General features: G+C 45.0%; 14 protein-coding genes and 4 pseudogenes. 3 read left to right on the top strand and 15 right to left on the bottom strand.

What is annotated here, in order from left to right; translation table 11 throughout:
• Positions 1–92: 92 nt before the first annotated feature.
• From spoVAE to FU659_RS10385, 4 genes and pseudogenes are all read right to left on the bottom strand, one after another.
• A complete protein-coding gene (gene spoVAE, locus FU659_RS10400; RefSeq protein ID WP_147947521.1) occupies positions 93–443 on the bottom strand; it encodes a stage V sporulation protein AE in 351 nt (116 codons plus the stop codon).
• Positions 440–1,459, bottom strand: coding sequence for a stage V sporulation protein AD (spoVAD, locus tag FU659_RS10395; RefSeq protein WP_147947520.1), 1,020 nt, complete (start codon positions 1,457–1,459; stop codon positions 440–442). The genes spoVAE and spoVAD overlap by 4 nt, the downstream gene beginning before the upstream one ends.
• Before the next feature lie 4 nt (positions 1,460–1,463).
• Positions 1,464–1,937, bottom strand: coding sequence for a stage V sporulation protein AC (gene spoVAC / locus FU659_RS10390; RefSeq protein ID WP_147947519.1), 474 nt, complete (start codon positions 1,935–1,937; stop codon positions 1,464–1,466).
• Between the two features lie 33 nt (positions 1,938–1,970).
• A pseudogene (locus FU659_RS10385) lies at positions 1,971–2,830 on the bottom strand (DUF421 domain-containing protein).
• Positions 2,831–3,024: 194 nt separating this feature from the next.
• Here FU659_RS10385 and FU659_RS10380 point away from each other — a divergent pair.
• Positions 3,025–3,231 (top strand): DUF1657 domain-containing protein, encoded by a 207-nt coding sequence (locus FU659_RS10380; RefSeq protein WP_147947590.1) that lies wholly within the window; start codon positions 3,025–3,027, stop codon positions 3,229–3,231.
• A gap of 168 nt (positions 3,232–3,399) precedes the next feature.
• Here the strand turns inward: FU659_RS10380 and FU659_RS10375 are convergent, their stop codons facing one another.
• Together FU659_RS10375 and FU659_RS10370 are read right to left on the bottom strand one after the other, a co-directional pair.
• Positions 3,400–3,540, bottom strand: a complete 141-nt coding sequence (locus FU659_RS10375; RefSeq protein WP_147947518.1) for an N-acetylmuramoyl-L-alanine amidase — start codon at positions 3,538–3,540, stop codon at positions 3,400–3,402.
• 20 nt (positions 3,541–3,560) lie between these two features.
• Complete coding sequence (locus tag FU659_RS10370; RefSeq protein ID WP_147947517.1) at positions 3,561–4,319, bottom strand: C1 family peptidase; 759 nt, start codon at positions 4,317–4,319, stop codon at positions 3,561–3,563.
• A gap of 221 nt (positions 4,320–4,540) precedes the next feature.
• Here FU659_RS10370 and FU659_RS10365 point away from each other — a divergent pair.
• Positions 4,541–5,097 (top strand): annotated as a pseudogene (locus FU659_RS10365) (nitroreductase family protein).
• Between the two features lie 566 nt (positions 5,098–5,663).
• Here the strand turns inward: FU659_RS10365 and FU659_RS10360 are convergent.
• From FU659_RS10360 to FU659_RS10320, 9 genes and pseudogenes are all read right to left on the bottom strand, one after another.
• Positions 5,664–6,391: pseudogene (locus FU659_RS10360) on the bottom strand (DUF6081 family protein).
• A gap of 35 nt (positions 6,392–6,426) precedes the next feature.
• Positions 6,427–7,350, bottom strand: a complete 924-nt coding sequence (locus tag FU659_RS10355) for a prenyltransferase (protein ID WP_147947516.1) — start codon at positions 7,348–7,350, stop codon at positions 6,427–6,429.
• 256 nt (positions 7,351–7,606) lie between these two features.
• The gene (locus tag FU659_RS10350) at positions 7,607–8,632 is read right to left on the bottom strand and encodes a glycoside hydrolase family 88/105 protein (RefSeq protein ID WP_147947589.1); all 1,026 of its coding nucleotides are present in this window, start codon (positions 8,630–8,632) and stop codon (positions 7,607–7,609) included.
• 55 nt (positions 8,633–8,687) lie between these two features.
• Entirely contained in the window at positions 8,688–9,533 is an 846-nt protein-coding gene (locus FU659_RS10345) for a carbohydrate ABC transporter permease (protein ID WP_147947515.1), read from the bottom strand.
• An 11-nt stretch (positions 9,534–9,544) separates the two neighbouring features.
• Positions 9,545–10,431: pseudogene (locus FU659_RS10340) on the bottom strand (carbohydrate ABC transporter permease).
• Between the two features lie 83 nt (positions 10,432–10,514).
• A complete protein-coding gene (locus FU659_RS10335) occupies positions 10,515–11,843 on the bottom strand; it encodes an ABC transporter substrate-binding protein (RefSeq protein WP_147947514.1) in 1,329 nt (442 codons plus the stop codon).
• 118 nt (positions 11,844–11,961) lie between these two features.
• Complete coding sequence (locus FU659_RS10330) at positions 11,962–13,512, bottom strand: response regulator transcription factor (RefSeq protein ID WP_147947513.1); 1,551 nt, start codon at positions 13,510–13,512, stop codon at positions 11,962–11,964.
• 6 nt (positions 13,513–13,518) lie between these two features.
• Entirely contained in the window at positions 13,519–15,288 is a 1,770-nt protein-coding gene (locus tag FU659_RS10325) for a sensor histidine kinase (RefSeq protein ID WP_147947512.1), read from the bottom strand.
• A gap of 151 nt (positions 15,289–15,439) precedes the next feature.
• Entirely contained in the window at positions 15,440–15,667 is a 228-nt protein-coding gene (locus FU659_RS10320) for a Beta-galactosidase C-terminal domain (protein WP_187274060.1), read from the bottom strand.
• A 94-nt stretch (positions 15,668–15,761) separates the two neighbouring features.
• On the opposite strand from FU659_RS10320, the gene FU659_RS10315 reads away from it, so the two are divergent.
• A complete protein-coding gene (locus FU659_RS10315; RefSeq protein ID WP_261807734.1) occupies positions 15,762–16,541 on the top strand; it encodes a sensor histidine kinase in 780 nt (259 codons plus the stop codon).
• The last annotated feature ends 285 nt before the right edge of the window (positions 16,542–16,826 follow it).

Raw genomic sequence — 16,826 nt, 5'->3', positions numbered from 1 at the left:
AACCATAACGGGTGGACAGCCTTCACATTCTCTTAGACGCAATAAAAGCCCGATCGGTTTCATCCGAAGGGGCTTGTCTATCAACTTTATTTTTATCCTTTAGGTTTTACAACAAGAGCAGCAAGAAACGAGAAGATGATGGCAGCAGATATGCCCGCGCTGGTTACCTTAAAAATCCCGGTAATAATGCCGATATAACCATCCTCATGCAGTTCCTCCAACGCGCCATGCACCAAGGCATTGCCGAAACTGGTAATCGGGACAGTAGCTCCGGCTCCGGCAAATTCAATGAACGGATCATACAGATTGCAGCCGTCAGCTATTGCACCCAGAACGACCAGTGTGCTCATCGTGTGAGCAGGCGTCAATTTGCCAATATCCATCAACAATTGACCAAAGACACAAATAGCGCCACCAATAAGAAAAGCCCAGAAAAAACTCATGAATACAACCCTCCAGACTCAATAGAAACAGCATGCGCGATACATGGGATGCTTTCGCCTTGTTGAAAAGAAAGCGGCGATAGCAATGCACCAGTGGCAACAACAAGAATTCTTTTTAATTCACCTTTTTTTATCCGTTTAAGCAGGTGACCGTACGTGACGGTTGCGGAACATCCACACCCGCTTCCACCCGCCTGCACACTTTGCTTCTCCCGATCATATACGATCAATCCGCAATCATCGTAAGTCGTTTGCTCAATCGGAAATTTATGCTTGTGGAACAGCTCGCGCGCAATGTTAGAGCCTACCAACGCCAGATCCCCAGTCACAATGAGATCATAATAACCAGGCTCCCTGTTCAAATCGCGACAATGCGCCTGAATCGTATCGACGGCTGCGGGTGCCATGGCGGCGCCCATATTGAACGGATCTTTGATCCCCATATCAACGATCCGTCCGATGGTTGCGGAGGTGACTACAGGACCGTCCCCCTTCTTGCCCAGCAGGGCTACACCGGCGCCCGTCACTGTGTATTGTGCCGTAGGCGGCTTCTGCGAGCCATATTCCGTAGGATATCGGAATTGCTTCTCCGCCGTGCAGTTGTGGCTGCTCGTCCCAGCCATCACATAGTTGGCCGCACCCGAGTCCATCAGCTGCGCGGCGAGCGCCAGCCCCTCCATCGACGTGGAGCAAGCGCCAAATATGCCGATATAGGGCATACCAAGCGTACGCGCAGCAAATGTGTTGGAGATAATCTGATTCATCAGGTCTCCGCCAATATAGAACTGAATCTGACCGCCGGTCAGGCCAGCATTATCCAGTGCACGCGCCGCCGCTTCCTCAAGGAGCGCTTTCTCCGCCTTTTCCCACGTCTTCTGACCGACAGTTAGATCCCCGTGGACAATATCAAAGTCTTCACTGATGGGCCCTTGTCCTTCATCAGGTCCTACGACAGTTCCCGTCGATAAAATGACGGGACGATTCTCAAAGATCCAGCTCTGATGCCCCTTCAGCATATGGTCAACTCCCGCCTACAAAGATAAGATGCACGATACCAACCACAAAGGCTGCGACTGTACCAAAAACAATGACTGAACCCGCTAACTTGAACATGTTGCCCCCGACTCCAAGCACTAGACCTTCAGAACGATGTTCAATTGCCGCAGAGCATAATGAATTAGCAAAACCTGTCACAGGAACTCCGCTCCCGGCCCCGGCCCACTGCGCGATTTTATCGTAAACGCCAAAGCTGGTCAGGACGACAGAAATGAAAATAAGCACAGCCACTGTCGGATTTCCAGCCGTTTTTTCAGTGAAGCCAAACCACTTAATAAACATTTGCATAAAGCATTCACCGATCAAGCAAATCGTTCCGCCAACGACAAACGCGCGCACACAATTGCGCAGAACGGGTCTTTTCGGCTCCTGTTCTTTGGCCAGTTTCTGATATTCTTGCTGGGTCATCGTCATGTTTTTTTTCTTATTATTAGCCATAGGTTCCCTCCTGATCCGTTGTTCGCCTTTCGATTACGTTTTTAGAATCGTGCTCAACTCGTTAATGACCTTGGTGAGCTGTTCGGAACAATCACTGTACATCATCTTTGCTTGCTTCTTGTTGGTTGTCAGCGAAAAGAGTTCCAGATCCGCTTCACATTTTTTTAACGTCGCGAGCAGCAGCGGCCTTGTACTCGGTTGAGGCACTTGAAGCTTATCATCATATAAATCCATCGTTAATTCGCCGTGCGTATCGACCTGACCGAGAAACACATTTTCCTTCGTTACGCCGATTTTATCCATCTCTTCATGCAGCCATCCTCGACCTCTTCCAGCTGCGGCCAGAGGTTCGTCCTGTATAGCACCGTCCATAACAACGGCTTGTGACGGCTTATCTGCAACTAGCTTCAAACCGATATGCTTCGGTGTAAGCGGCTGATTTTCGCTTTTGAGCAAAACACTCAAATCGCCACTGGCCTCCAACATGGCAAACTCTACATCGGCCAGTTTGAACACGCTCTTGGTCCGCAGCTGCTCGAGCAGTTCGTCGGCGGTGTATCGCTCTTTCTTCAAATTTTCCTCGAGTATTTTGCCATCCTTGATCATGACCGTTCCCTTGCCTTCAAACCAAACCCGCAATGTCTTGCTCTTGAGGGTTAAGATTTCCAAACCAAAAGGAACAAAACACCATACGAGGATGGCAATGATCCCATGCCAGAAATTGCTTTCTACATCTGTGGAAATATTCCCAGCCAAGTCGCCCAGCGTAATGCCAATGACATATTCAAAAAAAGAAGTTGGGATATTTGCTTTTTTCCAAGAATACGCGTTAAAACAAACAGAAACACCAATGCCGTTAACGCTCTGACGACAATATGTAACCAATCCGACATAACTTTGCCTCCTTTACCTTTTGCTCCAAACAAAGTCATTATGCGCTTATTTCCGGACAACTATGATCAATTGCAAATGGATTTAATTGGTCATCATTATCACAAAACCCGTGGACATACTAATGAGCGCAAACCCCTGCAAAACAAAGATGGATGAGATTGTTTTGCAAAAAAATGACAAAGAGGTGTTTATGATGACCGTATCCGCACAAGTAAAAACAACATTAGCTTCCCTAAAAAGTGCTCAAGCTAGCTTAGAGACATTTGCTCTAAGCACGCAAAACCAAGATGCGAAGCAATTGTTTCAAAATGCTGCCAAATCCACGCAAGATATCGTTGATCAGGTTTCGTCACGTGTTCAACAATTGGAAACGGAAGAACCACAGTACAAGGGATTTTAGTTTCAGCATCAAAAAACAGCCTGCTGCGAGGACGCTCGCGAGCAGGCTGTTTTATTTAGAACAAACATATTAACAGTAACAGAAGTAGAAGATACAAAATCAAGATAAGCAGCGTAAACTTGTCTTTTGGCATATAAGCCGCCCTCGTTTCATTGAAATTTCTTCTGCTTATTCCACAGGTTGATCCGATGCTTTTCGGAGCTCATTGGCCAGCCGATTGAACTCGGCTCTAGCTTGAGGATCGGTTGTTGCGAAATAAGCTGCGGATAAAAAAGCAATGATCTTATTGGCATCATCAGCACTTATCACAGTCTCGTAACCTCCCTTTCCTATTTTCCGGTCCAGTAATCAAACGTAACTCGTTTATTTTTGAAAAAGGAATAAGGAATATAACAGTATCCTTGATCTCCCCAATCTTTTCCCCAAGAATTTCGGACAATGACCGATCCTTTGCCTTTCTCTTTACCATCCTTAAACCCTACAGCAAGCAGTGCATGACCACCCAGCAGCCGCTCTTTCTTCCGGTTCGGATAGGGAATGCGACCTGTTTTGGCCGCTTGAGCGCTCTCAAATGACTCATAAATCCAAATCCCGAATACAACAGGTTGACCGTCAGCTAACGCAGCTTTGATGCCCGCTAAATCGTGAACCCGATGATAGGCCCCAATTCGATATGCACTTGCGGATGATTCAGCTCCTGTATCCGGCTTCTCTTTGAAATTGGCAACACGGTATGGCCATTCAGCTTCTGTACATACCCCTGTCTTCTGTAGAACCTTCATACCATCGCGAATTGTTGCTCCCGCATCTCGATTAATCGTACCTTCCAATTCTCGTTCATGATAATAATGGAATAATCGAGATAATCGGATCGATGAATCACTTTCCTGTCGCAGCCAATACTCACGCAGCCCGCTTACTATCGCATTCGAGGTGCATGAACCTAATTGCCCTTGATTTACGACGGGAGACAGCTTATTACGCAAATCAACCATGCGTGGCAATTGCGATTCACGAATATAGTTGGCGCTTCGGTAAAAATGATCGCGAAAATCCCGTTGATCGCGTTTTACCGTATATTTTCTCATCCTATTTCCTCCCAAAAGTTGCGCTAGCTTGCTTGCTCATGTCAAACCTCGACGCTTGTATCGAGATCAATCCGCTAGTTTTCAACGCCCGTTGTGCTCACAGTATATTCAAGAATGGGCAGATAGGTGCCAGAGCAAATCCTGGATGTGTTGGTAGGATTCTTCGTGCTGATATGATAGAATACCAGAAAAGAAAGGTAGAGAAAGGTTGAGGTCATACGATGCAGGTACTGGAACTATTAAAACAGCGACGCGCTGTTCGCAATTACGAAGCTCGTAAAGTGGAAGACAGTCAAATTGCCGCACTTCTCGAGGCAGCCGTATGGGCCCCTAATGATCGATTGCGCGAGCTTGGCATTTCTATGTAATTCGTGGAGAAGCAAAATCCACATATGAAGGATTGGCTAAGCAATATTTGGATGAACGTTTTCCGACTAAGCCTCACCTTGTGAAAGAATCCTTGCTCGTACTAGAGAATACGCCACTGGTTATCATCGTCACAGCTGACGTCATTCCCGGTGATGTAGCCTCTTCAGAGGATAACGAATATGCCGCTGCCTGTGCGATACATGCAATGTGGTTAAGAGCCCCGGAACTTGGTTTGGGTCTCGTATGGCGCACGCGCGGGATCGGTTTAGTCCGTGATGAGCGTCTCCATCAATTCATCGGCTCTCCAGAAAACAAGAAAATTATCGGAACGGTGTTTGTGGGTTACCCGGCTGCCGAATCACCGACTACGGTTCGCACTCCTCACGAACAGAAAACAACTTACCTATGACGTTTCAGATCTACTTTTCTATCTGTAAGCACGGTTTTCAGCGTTAAAGTGGAGGTATTGCTCTAAACGGCTGCTGTAACGCGGAAAAACCGTCTTATCTTCTTAGAAATTCCGTTTTCGGATCTACTTTTCTATCTGTAAGCACGGTTTTCAGCGTTATAGAGGAGTTATTGCTTGGACTGACTGCTGTAACACTAAAAAAACAGTGTTATCTTTCTAGACATACCGTTTGCGGAGCCATTTCCTTGTGGGACTCTTCGTAGTTCATGACATCCTTCGCAAACTAAGAGTTTAAAGCCGTTTCATGGATCGCATCAGTTTTGGTACTTCCTTGAGAACATTTGGCCTTATATGTTCCTTCTGATTTTTCACAAACGCATCCCAATGATTATCACGTTCATCGCAAAACATCATCTCAAGTAGGTCTGACTCCACATGTTGACAATAAATTAAATAAGACTTAAGCTTCCGCTTAAACCAAAACAAATATAAAAATTCTTATCTCTTAAAACCCAAAACACCCCTCTGTGGAATTCCACAAGAGGGGTGTTTTCATGATTAAAGCCTTATTCGGTAATTGTCACCGTAACCGGCGACCATTCGCCAATAATGGTTTGTCCATGCAGCGAGACGCTGCCTTGCGGCGTCAGATCTTTCTCCGTCATCAATCCAAGGGCAACAACAAAACGATTGAATTTGATCGGCACGTTCTTTTCTCGACGTACTTCTTGTCCATTCACATAAAAAACGACTTCATCTTTGCCGCGATGATAAGAGATTTTGTACGTATTGAACTCACGCGGCTGAAAATTGGTTTCTTCTTTAAAATGCAGAAAAACCGCGTTTTATCTGTTTCAGGCACTTCAACGCCAGGAAATGGAAGCACGGCATATACGCTGGCATACTTGTCATTGCCGGCGAAGAAATCGAGCGCTGCCCCAGTCGTAAAGTCCAGCAGATTCAACGATACGAAGCCATCGTAGAGGTCATCTGGCGCCGTATTTTGTGTGCGTGCACGAATCTGCAGCTCGAAAGAGATCTCTCCTTCTTCCGGAACCTCCACTTCCTTTGCCGAATAGTACATGTGCTTCGCATTATCGAGAAATTGCACATAATTATGGCTTCGGCTGAGTGGCGCACGTGCGTAAAGAATCCCGTTCCTAACGATAATAACGGCATTTGGTTCGCGGAACTCCCAATATGAACCGTCCGGCAGCGGGAATCCTCCTATTTTCCAAACTTCGCCTTCGGACAAGATCGTATGAAAATCACCAATTGTGAATTGTTTACTCATAACTCAGCCTCTCTCTTTGTTTGATCTAGAAGTTATTAATTTTGCATAAATGCTTGCACGATTAGGGCCAGGATCATGATAATCCCACTGCGTGTCGTAGCTTTCAGCGAAGCCACCATCAGTGGTAGATAGGCCTGAGAAGGATTTTCTGCTTTCAAATTGCCATAAACACGGTAAAACGGCAGCGCAGTAAGCAGCGCCAATAACGCATAGAAAGGAAAGATTTGCAAAACCACACAAATAACTAAAGCAAGGTAAGCCAGAACACATAGAAACTTGGAAAAGGAGAGCGCACGCTTCTCACCCCAGACAACGACTAAAGTCCGCTTACCCACACTTTGGTCCGCTTTCCAATGTAAGAAATGGTGATTAAATAAAATCAATGTCGTAAGCAAACCTATCGGAAGCGAAATGAGCAGCGCGCGATAATCCGTGAGTGAGGTCTGCACATAATAGCTACCCAACGTAGGTAAAATACCAAAAGACAACAAAATAGCAATTTCACTGTAGCCTTTACCTCTATAACCAAATTTAATGGGGGGAGCGACATAGAAATAAGCAATCAAGGCTCCTAGACCACCAAACAACAGTACGAGCCATCCACTCCATATACTTAGTAAGATACCGCAAATAAGTGCAGTTGCAAAAAGTGACCAAGTCAGAAAGCTAAATGTCCGTTCCGTTAACGTTCCGTTCGCCAGAAAGCCGGAGTTGGTCGAAATGGTTGCCGCCGTTTCCTTGGCCGCTGTATCGACGCCACTGCGGAAATCCCACAGATCATTAATCATATTCGAAAATAAATGCGCAGCTATCGAACCGATTAAAGTTAGTACAAAAAGAATAGGATGAAACGTGTCATTCCAAACAAGGGCACCTAAACCACCCAAAATAACTGGGATGACCATCACCGGAACAACCCGAAATCGGGATGCTTTCAAAAATAAAGTGAGGGCATTCATGGTATGCATTCCTTTCTGCGAAAAATACTCTGTTCCTCATACTATCGCATACCCCAGACTACTTCAAGTACGATTCTATTGCCAAAAAACCAGGAAGATCCAAGTCTGGCTGGCGACTTGTTCTGCCTGGTTCTTTATTTGCCTCTGACTATCAACGAAATTTGCGCTGGGGGCCCGCACAATGGCAACTCTGCCACGCTCCTGAAAGTGCCTATTATCTTCCGCCCATCGCCATTTGGTTCACATATCTGATTGCTTACCAATCTCTGCGGTTCAGCAGGGAGGCCAAAAATGTGAGTCCTAACCCTTGCCCCCACCCCTGAATACGTTTGTAAGGAACCCCTCTATAGCCATCGATATCTCGCATAACCGCGGTTCCCGCGGAAACCTGCGTAATGGTTCCATCTTCTGTTATCCGTGAGAGAATGCCTTTGATCGATTTATTCGTATATTTGTTATAGAGCGAACCTGAGCTGATCAAGGCAGCCGAAATACCCGCGGAGCCGGATGTTTCCAAATAGGAGGATTTATCCGTTAACACCGTGTGCCACAGTCCACTTTCGTCCTGTAAGCGAACTAGCGAACTCAATTGATCGCGCAGCGAGCCTTCAAGTATCATAAATGATGGATGCGTAACGTGCACAAGGGTAAGCGCACGAGACATCGTGATCGCCGCCCACGCATTGCCACGGGCCCAGAACATGCCCGACATATGATTTTGCGCCAGATGATCCCAGCCGTGATAGTACAAATTTGTTGTCGGGTCCTGCAAATAGTTCTCGTGCCCATGATACTGCTTCAAGCCGTCCTCGAAATAATCTTCACGCCCTAACAAAGAGCCGATGCGCACTAGGAAATAACCCGCCATGAACATCGTATCAACCCAAGCTTGCTGGGGAAAGTTGTACGCTTCAGAGTTAACGGTGTGCTGGAAAACTCCTTCTGCAAATCGCTCCGCATCATGTTTTAAAAACTCGGCCATTTGTGTGGCGATTTCAATATAGCGTTCCTCCCCCGTAACCTTGTATAAAGTTAGCAGTGAATGACCGATGGATATTCCGTTTACAGATAGTTTGGGTAAACCATCCTCCAACTTTTCGTCTACCCACTCTTTGAGCAGCTCCATGTAGGTCTCATTCCCCGTTGCTTCATAAGCTTCCGTTACGCCATAAAAGGCTACGCCGCCCGGCCAATCCCAATTAAAATCCATGCGGAACGTTCTGTGAACAACGCGATCAATCACTTTGCGAATCTCATCTGGATCAAATTGCAGTGCTGGCATCTCTTCGATTCCTCCTGGCATTGGTTCATTTGTTGTAGCAGACATATCAGTCCTCTTATCCTTTCAAGCCACTTGTCGAAATCCCATCCACGATGTATTTTTGAAAAATAATGAAGACGATGAAGATCGGAACTAAGGATAATGTTGACATCGCGAACATCCCTCCCCAGTTATTTAGTGATTCATTATCCAAGAAAAGCTTCAAGGCTAAGGAAACCGGATATAGTTTCGGATTGTTTAAATAAAGCAGCGGGGTGTAGAAATCATCCCATCTCCAATAGAAAGAAAAAATAGCTGAAGTGACAAGTGCAGGGACAATTAACGGTACGATAATTTTATAGAAAATACTGTACTTGCTGCACCCATCCATCTTGGCCGCCTCATCCAGCTCTGGCGGAATGGTGCGAATAAATTGCATGATCAAGAAAATAAAGAAAGGAACGCCGAAAAATTGCGGCACAATGATAGGTTTAAAACTGGACAACCAGCCTATTTTGGCGAATAAAACGTATTGCGAAATAATCGTTACATCTTGCGGCAGGAGCAGCGTGACCATCACAGCGGCAAACCAAAATTTGCTTCCGGCGAAGCGAATTCGAGCAAATCCATAGCCAACTAGAGCTGAGGATACGACGGCCCCAATCGTTGAAAGAATGACGATAATGAACGAATTCTTCATAAAAGTCGTAAATGTAATTCCCGCAAAGCCCTTCCAACCCGATACATAATTGCCCCATTCCAAACGGCTTGGAATCAAACTGCTGGCTGTCGTATAAATTTCATCGTTGGGCTTCAGAGAGCTGGCGACTAACCATAGAATCGGATAAATCGCTGCCACCGCAATGATACATACAATCAGATGGTACAGCATCGATTTCACATTTTTCACTCGTAAGACCATGTCGGTTCCCCCTAGCTTTCATAATGAACCCAATATTTAGATGTTTTGAAAATAACCAAGGTAATGATTCCGATCAAGATCAACATAAACCAAGCCATCGCTGAGGCATAACCCATTTCAAAAAATACAAAGGCACGGTGGAACAAATACAAGGAGTACAACAGCGTATTGTTCAGCGGGCGCCTTCTCCATTGGAAATTACATAAGCAGGCGTAAAGGTAAGAAATCCTGAAATCGTTTGCAGAATCAAATTGAATAGAATGATAGGGCTTAACAATGGCAGTGTGATATTAAAAAATTTGCGGACGGGTCCTGCGCCATCTACACTGGCCGCTTCGTAATAAGTGCCCGGAATATTTTTAAGTCCGGCAAGAAATATAAGCATGGAGGAACCAAATTGCCAAACCGATAGCAAGACTAAGGTGCCTAATGCCGTTGCCGGATATCCGATCCAGGAGATATCCGTATGAATACCGATCGAACCTAGGAGCGAATTGACAAGGCCTTTATCACCGAAAATTTGACGCCACATAATAGATACAGCCACACTGCCGCCGATCAAAGAAGGTAAATAATAGGTGGCTCGATATAAGCCGATCCCTTTTGCCGCGCGATTGAGCAGTATAGCGACAAACAATGCAATGATGAGTCGCAAGGGTACGGAGGTCAGCACATACGTTAAGGTGACGCGAATAGAATCCATTATTTTATCATCATCTGTGAACATTTTCTGATAGTTGGCAAGGCCCACCCATTTCGGTGCCGATAGCAAATCATAATCGGTAAAAGAAAAGTAAAGCGATGAAAATATCGGAAACAGCGTGAAGATCAAAAAACCCAAAATAAAAGGCGATATAAACACATAACCGACTATGTGATCATTTTCACGTAGTTTCATAATTCCACTCCCTCACGTTCGTCAATTTCTGTTTATTTGAGTTGGGCGGCAGAGATGCCGCCCGTTGCGCATACAAGAACGTTCTATTTCTTATTCTTGGCGAGAATCGTGTTTGCCTCATTCATGAATTTATCAGCTGCTGCTTCCACCGACAGCTTTCTAAACAAAATTTGCTCCTGCATATCCCGCAGCATTTTGCTAACCTCAACAGCTCCCGGCGGATCTGGCGGCTCCATCATGCTGCTGTTACGCTCGGCCCATTCGACGTAGTCGTATACCTTCTGATCTTCTACGGTCAGAGTTGGCTTCAAACCTTGCTTGATCTTCGCAGAGATTGGAATTCCGCGATCCCCTTTAATTAACTTATTGGCATCCAAATCATTAACAAACCAGGATATGAATTTAGCTGCTTCCACCTTCATCTTCGAACTTTTTGGAATGGAAAACAGCATCGTCGGCTTTAAGTAGAGCCCCTTTTGGGCATGAGGTCCAGGTAAACCTACGATTTCAAGCGACTTATTGGCAGCCTGCTCGAGCGTGATGAATTGATTGGACCATGCCATCGTCATGAATCCATCGCCAACTGCAACGGGATTCTCTTCCGGTGTCAGTTTGGACAAGGCTTGTTTATCCCAACCATGCATATAGCCGGCGTCGTACCACTTTTTATACATCGTAAAGTAATCAACAAAGTAGTGAGAATCGGTGTATCCAAGACTTGTACCATCCAAGCTGAAATAATGCTGTCCCTGTGTTCGCAGATAATAAGGAAAAAACTGATCAAAACGCATATGATCCAGCACTTTCCCATGTGACTTCATCCGCTTGGAAATTTGCTCCAAATCTGTCCACGTCCAGTTGTCCGGGATGGAGGCTATGCCCGCTTCTTTCAGCATTTGGGCGTCAAATGTAGCTCCCATCGCATTAATCCCAAGTGGGATACCGTATAGCTTGTTTCCAACCTGTCCTGTGCGAACCGTTTCCGGTGCAGCTGAGCTCACATCGAGAACACCGTTATTCGCCAGCTCCGTTAAATCTTCCAATTGCTCTTTCGTTCCATACTGGGCTATATAAGATATGTCCATCTGGATAATATCCGGAAGCTGGTTAGCCGCAGCTTGCGGAGCCAGCTTTTTCCAATAATCATCGAAGCCTGCATATTCGGCGTCGATCTTCACGCCAGGATTCTTCTGCTCATACAGCTCAATGAGCTTCAAAGTGTAATCGTGTCTGGCTTGACCGCCCCACCAAGCAATACGAAGCTTAACGTCGCGCTTATTCTCGTTTTTCCCTACCTCTATCGATCCTGATGTCCCTGTTCCCCCATTCACTGATTGCTTATCGGTGCTGCAGCCGACCGTAGTCAACAACAGTACCGCTAGGAGCAGGGGTGGCAATGGATTGTGTTTCATAGCAGTGTCCTCCCCATGAGTCACTTGTGCTCCACAGTTCTTATTATCACCTTATCGAGGTCAAAGATGAATCTAATTAACCGCGATAAATGTTCAAAAAACAGTGAAACATGTTCGACTAGCTCATCTTTTTATACTCGGAAGGCGCGCATCCCGCAATCTTTTTAAACACTTGCGAAAAATATTGCGGATTATCGCCAAAGCCGAGCTGCTCCGCCAGCTCGAACATTTTGATGTCGTCCTGATTTTTAATTAGCTCCATCGCCTTCATAATTCGGACCGTGACCACATAATTGGAAAAGCGCTCCCCCGTTTCTTTCTTAAACAACTTACCCAAATAATCCGGGTTCATATAAAGCATCCGGTGAGCAACCCAATTCAGGGAGAGCTCTGCATTACCTATCTCTTGAATGACAATATCCATAACCTTCTGCACGACTTGCGAATGCTTCGTTTTATGCTGTTCGAAGTTCAGTTTCGCGATTCCGTGAGCCATATCTTTGAGCAGCTCAATGTTGGCCTGCAAGGTTTCCATCTGAGTAATGTGTCCAATTCGTCCCATGTATACTTTCATTTGCTGTTCCGTACATAGCCGAGTCATCGAAATGTACAATTGCAGCACATAAGATTTCGTCGTCTGAACATCCAGTCTTGAATTCGCCAGCTCATGGTGAAATGCATCGATGCCCGCTTCCGCTTCCTCCCAGTTGCCTGCTCGAATCGGCAATAAAATTCGATCTTCGTCATAGACGAATTCGACCTTACTTACGGAGCTCGCGTCAAGGATATCACGCAACGTGATAAGTCCCCCTTCTCCCAAATAGAAGCGGTGACTCAAGCAATCCTGCGCCTGCACATACAGGCGTCTTGCTTCTACAATTTCTCCTACTTCACTTAGCGCGACCGTTGTATCGATTTTGTAATAAAGCGTAAAAATACGCCTTATTTCTTTAATTTGCTCTTGGAATCGCTCCATACTGCCGTGATCCTCGATTACAATCAATACTTGTTCAGCAATCGTTGAACTTAAAAGCGGTTTATCGAGGATATCTTCCGCTATATTTTTCACGGCAAAAAGATGCTCGTATTCGAATTTCCCCTCTAGCCGAAAAAGGAGCAAACGCACCCGCTTGCCGCTAGCATGCAGTCCGAACAAGTCCTGATAGTAGTCCCAGTCACGACTGCCATATGATTTATTCGTAACGAACTCTTTCAGAAACTGCTCTTTCACATGCGGCAGCACCTTCTGAAGATTCGTTCTCATCGCTTGAATAAAGTCTTCCTTGCTCTCCTCTTGCCTATATTCTGCCACGATTTCTTCCAGCGCCTTCAGGATACTGTTCTCGTTGCAGGGCTTTAGCAAATAGTGCTTCACCCCATACTGCATCGCAATTTGCGCATATTCAAATTCATCAAATCCCGACAGCATGATGAACCTCGTGCCGGGGTGCGTTTCTTTCACCTTGGCCACAAGCTGAAGTCCGTCCATCCCCGGCATTCGAATATCACTGATAATAATGTCCGGCGCATGTTTGCATACGAAGGCGTAAGCCTCAATCCCATTACGCGCAGTTCCGACCAGGCTTGTTTGTACGGACTGCCAATTAACAATGGCAGATATGCCTTCCAGAATCATTCTTTCGTCATCAACAAGCAGTACCTTATACATCAGTCATTACCCTCTTTTCGTCATCGGGATGCGGATGGTCACACGAGCCCCGCCTTCCGCTCGATTGTCTACTTGAATGCCATATTCATCGCCGAAAGACAGTTTGATACGTTCATCTATATTTTTGAGACCGATGCCTGTACCTTTCGATTTACGCTCGCCTGTAAGGATCTGTCCCAGATATAACTCATCGATGCCTGGCCCGTTGTCTTCCACCACCAGCTCCATAGCGTCGTTAACCTCGCGACCTGTTATTCGAATGCGACATGGTTCTAACATGACTTCTACTGCATATTTCACCGCGTTTTCCAAAAGCGGCTGCAGCGTCAGCTTGGGAATATGTTGACTCTTTAATTCGTCCGGGAGGTCCAATTCAAAATTCAAACGCTCTTCAAATCGAACCTTTTGAATGGTAATATAATGCTGAATCAACTGTAATTCATCTCCGAGCGGGATAATATCCTGCTTTAAACTGATAGAAGAGCGAAGCAGAAAGCCTAGTGCCTCTACCATCTGAGATACCTGCTTCTGTCCGTTCATCTTCGATATCCAATTAATAGATTCAAGTGTGTTATACAAAAAATGAGGATTAATTTGAGCCTGCAGGGAACGAAACTCCGTCTCTTTTATAATCAACTGCTTCGTATAGTTTTCTTTAATTAACTCTTGAATGCGCAAAATCATCATCCGATACGTTCGCTGCAAGAGACCTACTTCATCCATTTGCATGGAAAGGGCGGGCGCAGCGGGCATCGTGGAATTTTCCAAATCACCAATTTGCAAGCCACGCATATTCGCAATTAATCCTTCGATAGGTTTGGTGATGCTCCTAGCGACGGTCATCCCGAATCCGACAAGGAGGAAAAAACTGATTAAGAAAGCGGCAATCATCCAATTTTTCATTAAGATAATGTTGTGGAAAATCGTTTGGAAAGGCAGGATATTGTAATACGTCCATCCCAAATAATCAGAATGGATGTGCGAGACGAAATATTTCTCACCTGCCTGTTCAATAATTCGAAATCCTTTGGATGCCGGATCTGGGGGCTTCACGCTGTTGATTAATGACATCAAGTTCTCCGTTCGCGGATAAATCAAATGATCGCCGGAAACGATGAGCATCTCTCCTTCACGGGTTACGGATTCACGCACATACTGATGAACGATCTTATCGAGATTCACGTGAAGAACTAACGTGCCTAATTTCTTAAGCTCCAGATTATCAAAAGATTTGATTAACCGAATGGCCATTAGACTGTTACTTTCGGAATCTGGATACAACCACGCCAAACTGCCGTCATTTTGCTCAGAGTTCTTCAAAATTTGTTCTTTCTTTTCTGTTGAAATCGCTGTCAAATTGCCGCTAGAAAAATTATTTCCATTTACATCTGTAATATCCGCTGCAACAATGTATGTTTCCGAGTTAATGTATTGTACAAGCCGATCCACAAGTTTGCTCCGTGATTGAATACGAATATAGTCCGAATCACTCGTATTCATAATCATTAAATTTTGCTGAATTTGTTCGTCCGACATGATGCTGAACGACATGCGTTCCACCTTATTTACTTCATTTTCAATCATGGTTGATGATAAATTCAATACTTGTGAAGATTTTTCGTAAATTTGTTGGTCATAAATGGAATAGGCAATTTGCAGCCCGACTAAGGAAATCGTGGAGCTGACTGCCATCGAAACGGTAATAAGGAGAAAGAGCTTTGCTTTAATCCGCATATTGCGTATTTCATTAAACCAAAGCGCAATGCCGGATTTCATGCTGTGTCACCCCATTTCTTGGTTGAATTAAGATCATGTAGGAGAGTTTCTTCGAGATATAGGGAACATTTTCCTTTAAGAGTAACAAAAAAGAACGCTGCATCCACATTCTCAGCGTTCTTCTTCATCTTCTAGCAGCTCATTGATTTCCTTATTCTTGCTTGCTTCGTTTTAGAATCCGAACCCCATAAGGCTTGATCTGCACAGCGTCTTTCGCCTGTAAGACCTCTTCCCTGTCAGCGTTCAGCATATCTGTATACACCCGATTATCCAACAGGATCGTTTGTTCTTTTCGGCTAAAATTAAGTACAAATACATAATCGTTTACACCATCAGTTCTAATTTGAACGGTCACTTCATTGGGCAGATTTGTTGGCAAGGCACGCGAAATACCAGCCTCTTGTTTACTTATAAATGTTAATGATGATCACCCGAAAAACTATCGATTATCTGTGTTTTTTTCATAGTTTGCTTTGTTGAAAAGATTATTAATGATCGTAGCTGCTTGCGCCTGGGTAGAAGTATCATGCGGTGGCGAGTTGATTCAAACGTACAATTGTATGGTCGAACAAATAAGTACGATGAACAAAGAAAAGTACCGCTTGGGACAAGAGGTCAAAAATGCCGAATTGAAAGCTTTGCAGTCGCTAATCAATCCGCATTTTCTATACAACACGCTCGATCTTATCAATTGGATGGCTGACAGCGGCCTTAACACCGACATCAAGAAAGTCGTTAAAGCGCTGGCTCGTTTCTACAAAGTCAGCCTAAGCAGCGGCAAGGATATTATCACACTGCGTGAAGAGCTCCAGCATGTCTCTTTCTACGTGCAAGTTCAAAATATCCGCTTTGAAAATAAAATTGATTTTCAAATCCACGTGCCGGAAGAGCTGCTTAGTCATCTCATTCCCAAAATTACCCTGCAGCCCATTGTCGAAAATGCCATTCTTCACGGCATTCTGGGGCGCGTGCACCGCGAGGGAACGATTACGATACTTGGAACAATGGAAAGTGACAGCATCCACTTAGTGATTAAAGACAATGGGATTGGCATGCGTGCCACGCAAGTTGAAGACATCATGGCGGGAACAAGTCGCAGCAAAATCGGAGGGAGCGGCTATGGCGTCAAGAACGTCATTGAGCGTATCCGCCACTATTTCGGGGCTTCTGTTCAACTGGCGTCTCGGAGCGAACCGGGAGAAGGTACTGAAGTTGAGATTATCATTTCGGTTAAAACCGAAAAAGAGGAATAAAACATTAATAAAGAGTCTCCAGAAGCTATCGCTTCTGAGGACTCTCATTTTTCGATTATTTTTATATGAAATAATGACGCTTAAATGATTTGGTGGAGCCATTGAAAGACTTAGACGGAAACTTGGCCGAAGAATGCGGCCATTTGCACATTTAGAAGCTGGAAAAAGAGCACGCGGGCCGGATCTGGAAGCGTCAAGAAGTTTGTGTAAGGTAGGATTATCCATCGGGACGATGGATAAAAAATAAGCAAATAAATTTCAAGTATAATGATCAGAATTTTCAGT

This window comes from Paenibacillus sp. N3.4, assembly GCF_008017805.1.
In the GTDB taxonomy this organism is placed as follows: domain Bacteria; phylum Bacillota; class Bacilli; order Paenibacillales; family NBRC-103111; genus Paenibacillus_E.
Note: the sequence above shows the minus strand (reverse complement) of the source record. Positions and strands in the feature narration are given on the sequence as shown.

What these genes read in the sequence shown, in the direction of transcription:
- FU659_RS10355 (WP_147947516.1), bottom strand. Translation starts at nt 7,350, where the DNA reads ATGAATGCCCTCACTTTATTTTTGAAAGCATCCCGATTTCGGGTTGTT.
- spoVAD (WP_147947520.1), bottom strand. Translation starts at nt 1,459, where the DNA reads ATGCTGAAGGGGCATCAGAGCTGGATCTTTGAGAATCGTCCCGTCATT.
- spoVAC (WP_147947519.1), bottom strand. Translation starts at nt 1,937, where the DNA reads ATGGCTAATAATAAGAAAAAAAACATGACGATGACCCAGCAAGAATAT.
- FU659_RS10345 (WP_147947515.1), bottom strand. Translation starts at nt 9,533, where the DNA reads ATGGTCTTACGAGTGAAAAATGTGAAATCGATGCTGTACCATCTGATT.
- FU659_RS10325 (WP_147947512.1), bottom strand. Translation starts at nt 15,288, where the DNA reads ATGAAATCCGGCATTGCGCTTTGGTTTAATGAAATACGCAATATGCGG.
- spoVAE (WP_147947521.1), bottom strand. Translation starts at nt 443, where the DNA reads ATGAGTTTTTTCTGGGCTTTTCTTATTGGTGGCGCTATTTGTGTCTTT.
- FU659_RS10350 (WP_147947589.1), bottom strand. Translation starts at nt 8,632, where the DNA reads ATGCCAGCACTGCAATTTGATCCAGATGAGATTCGCAAAGTGATTGAT.
- FU659_RS10330 (WP_147947513.1), bottom strand. Translation starts at nt 13,512, where the DNA reads ATGTATAAGGTACTGCTTGTTGATGACGAAAGAATGATTCTGGAAGGC.
- FU659_RS10335 (WP_147947514.1), bottom strand. Translation starts at nt 11,843, where the DNA reads ATGAAACACAATCCATTGCCACCCCTGCTCCTAGCGGTACTGTTGTTG.
- FU659_RS10380 (WP_147947590.1), top strand. Translation starts at nt 3,025, where the DNA reads ATGACCGTATCCGCACAAGTAAAAACAACATTAGCTTCCCTAAAAAGT.
- FU659_RS10370 (WP_147947517.1), bottom strand. Translation starts at nt 4,319, where the DNA reads ATGAGAAAATATACGGTAAAACGCGATCAACGGGATTTTCGCGATCAT.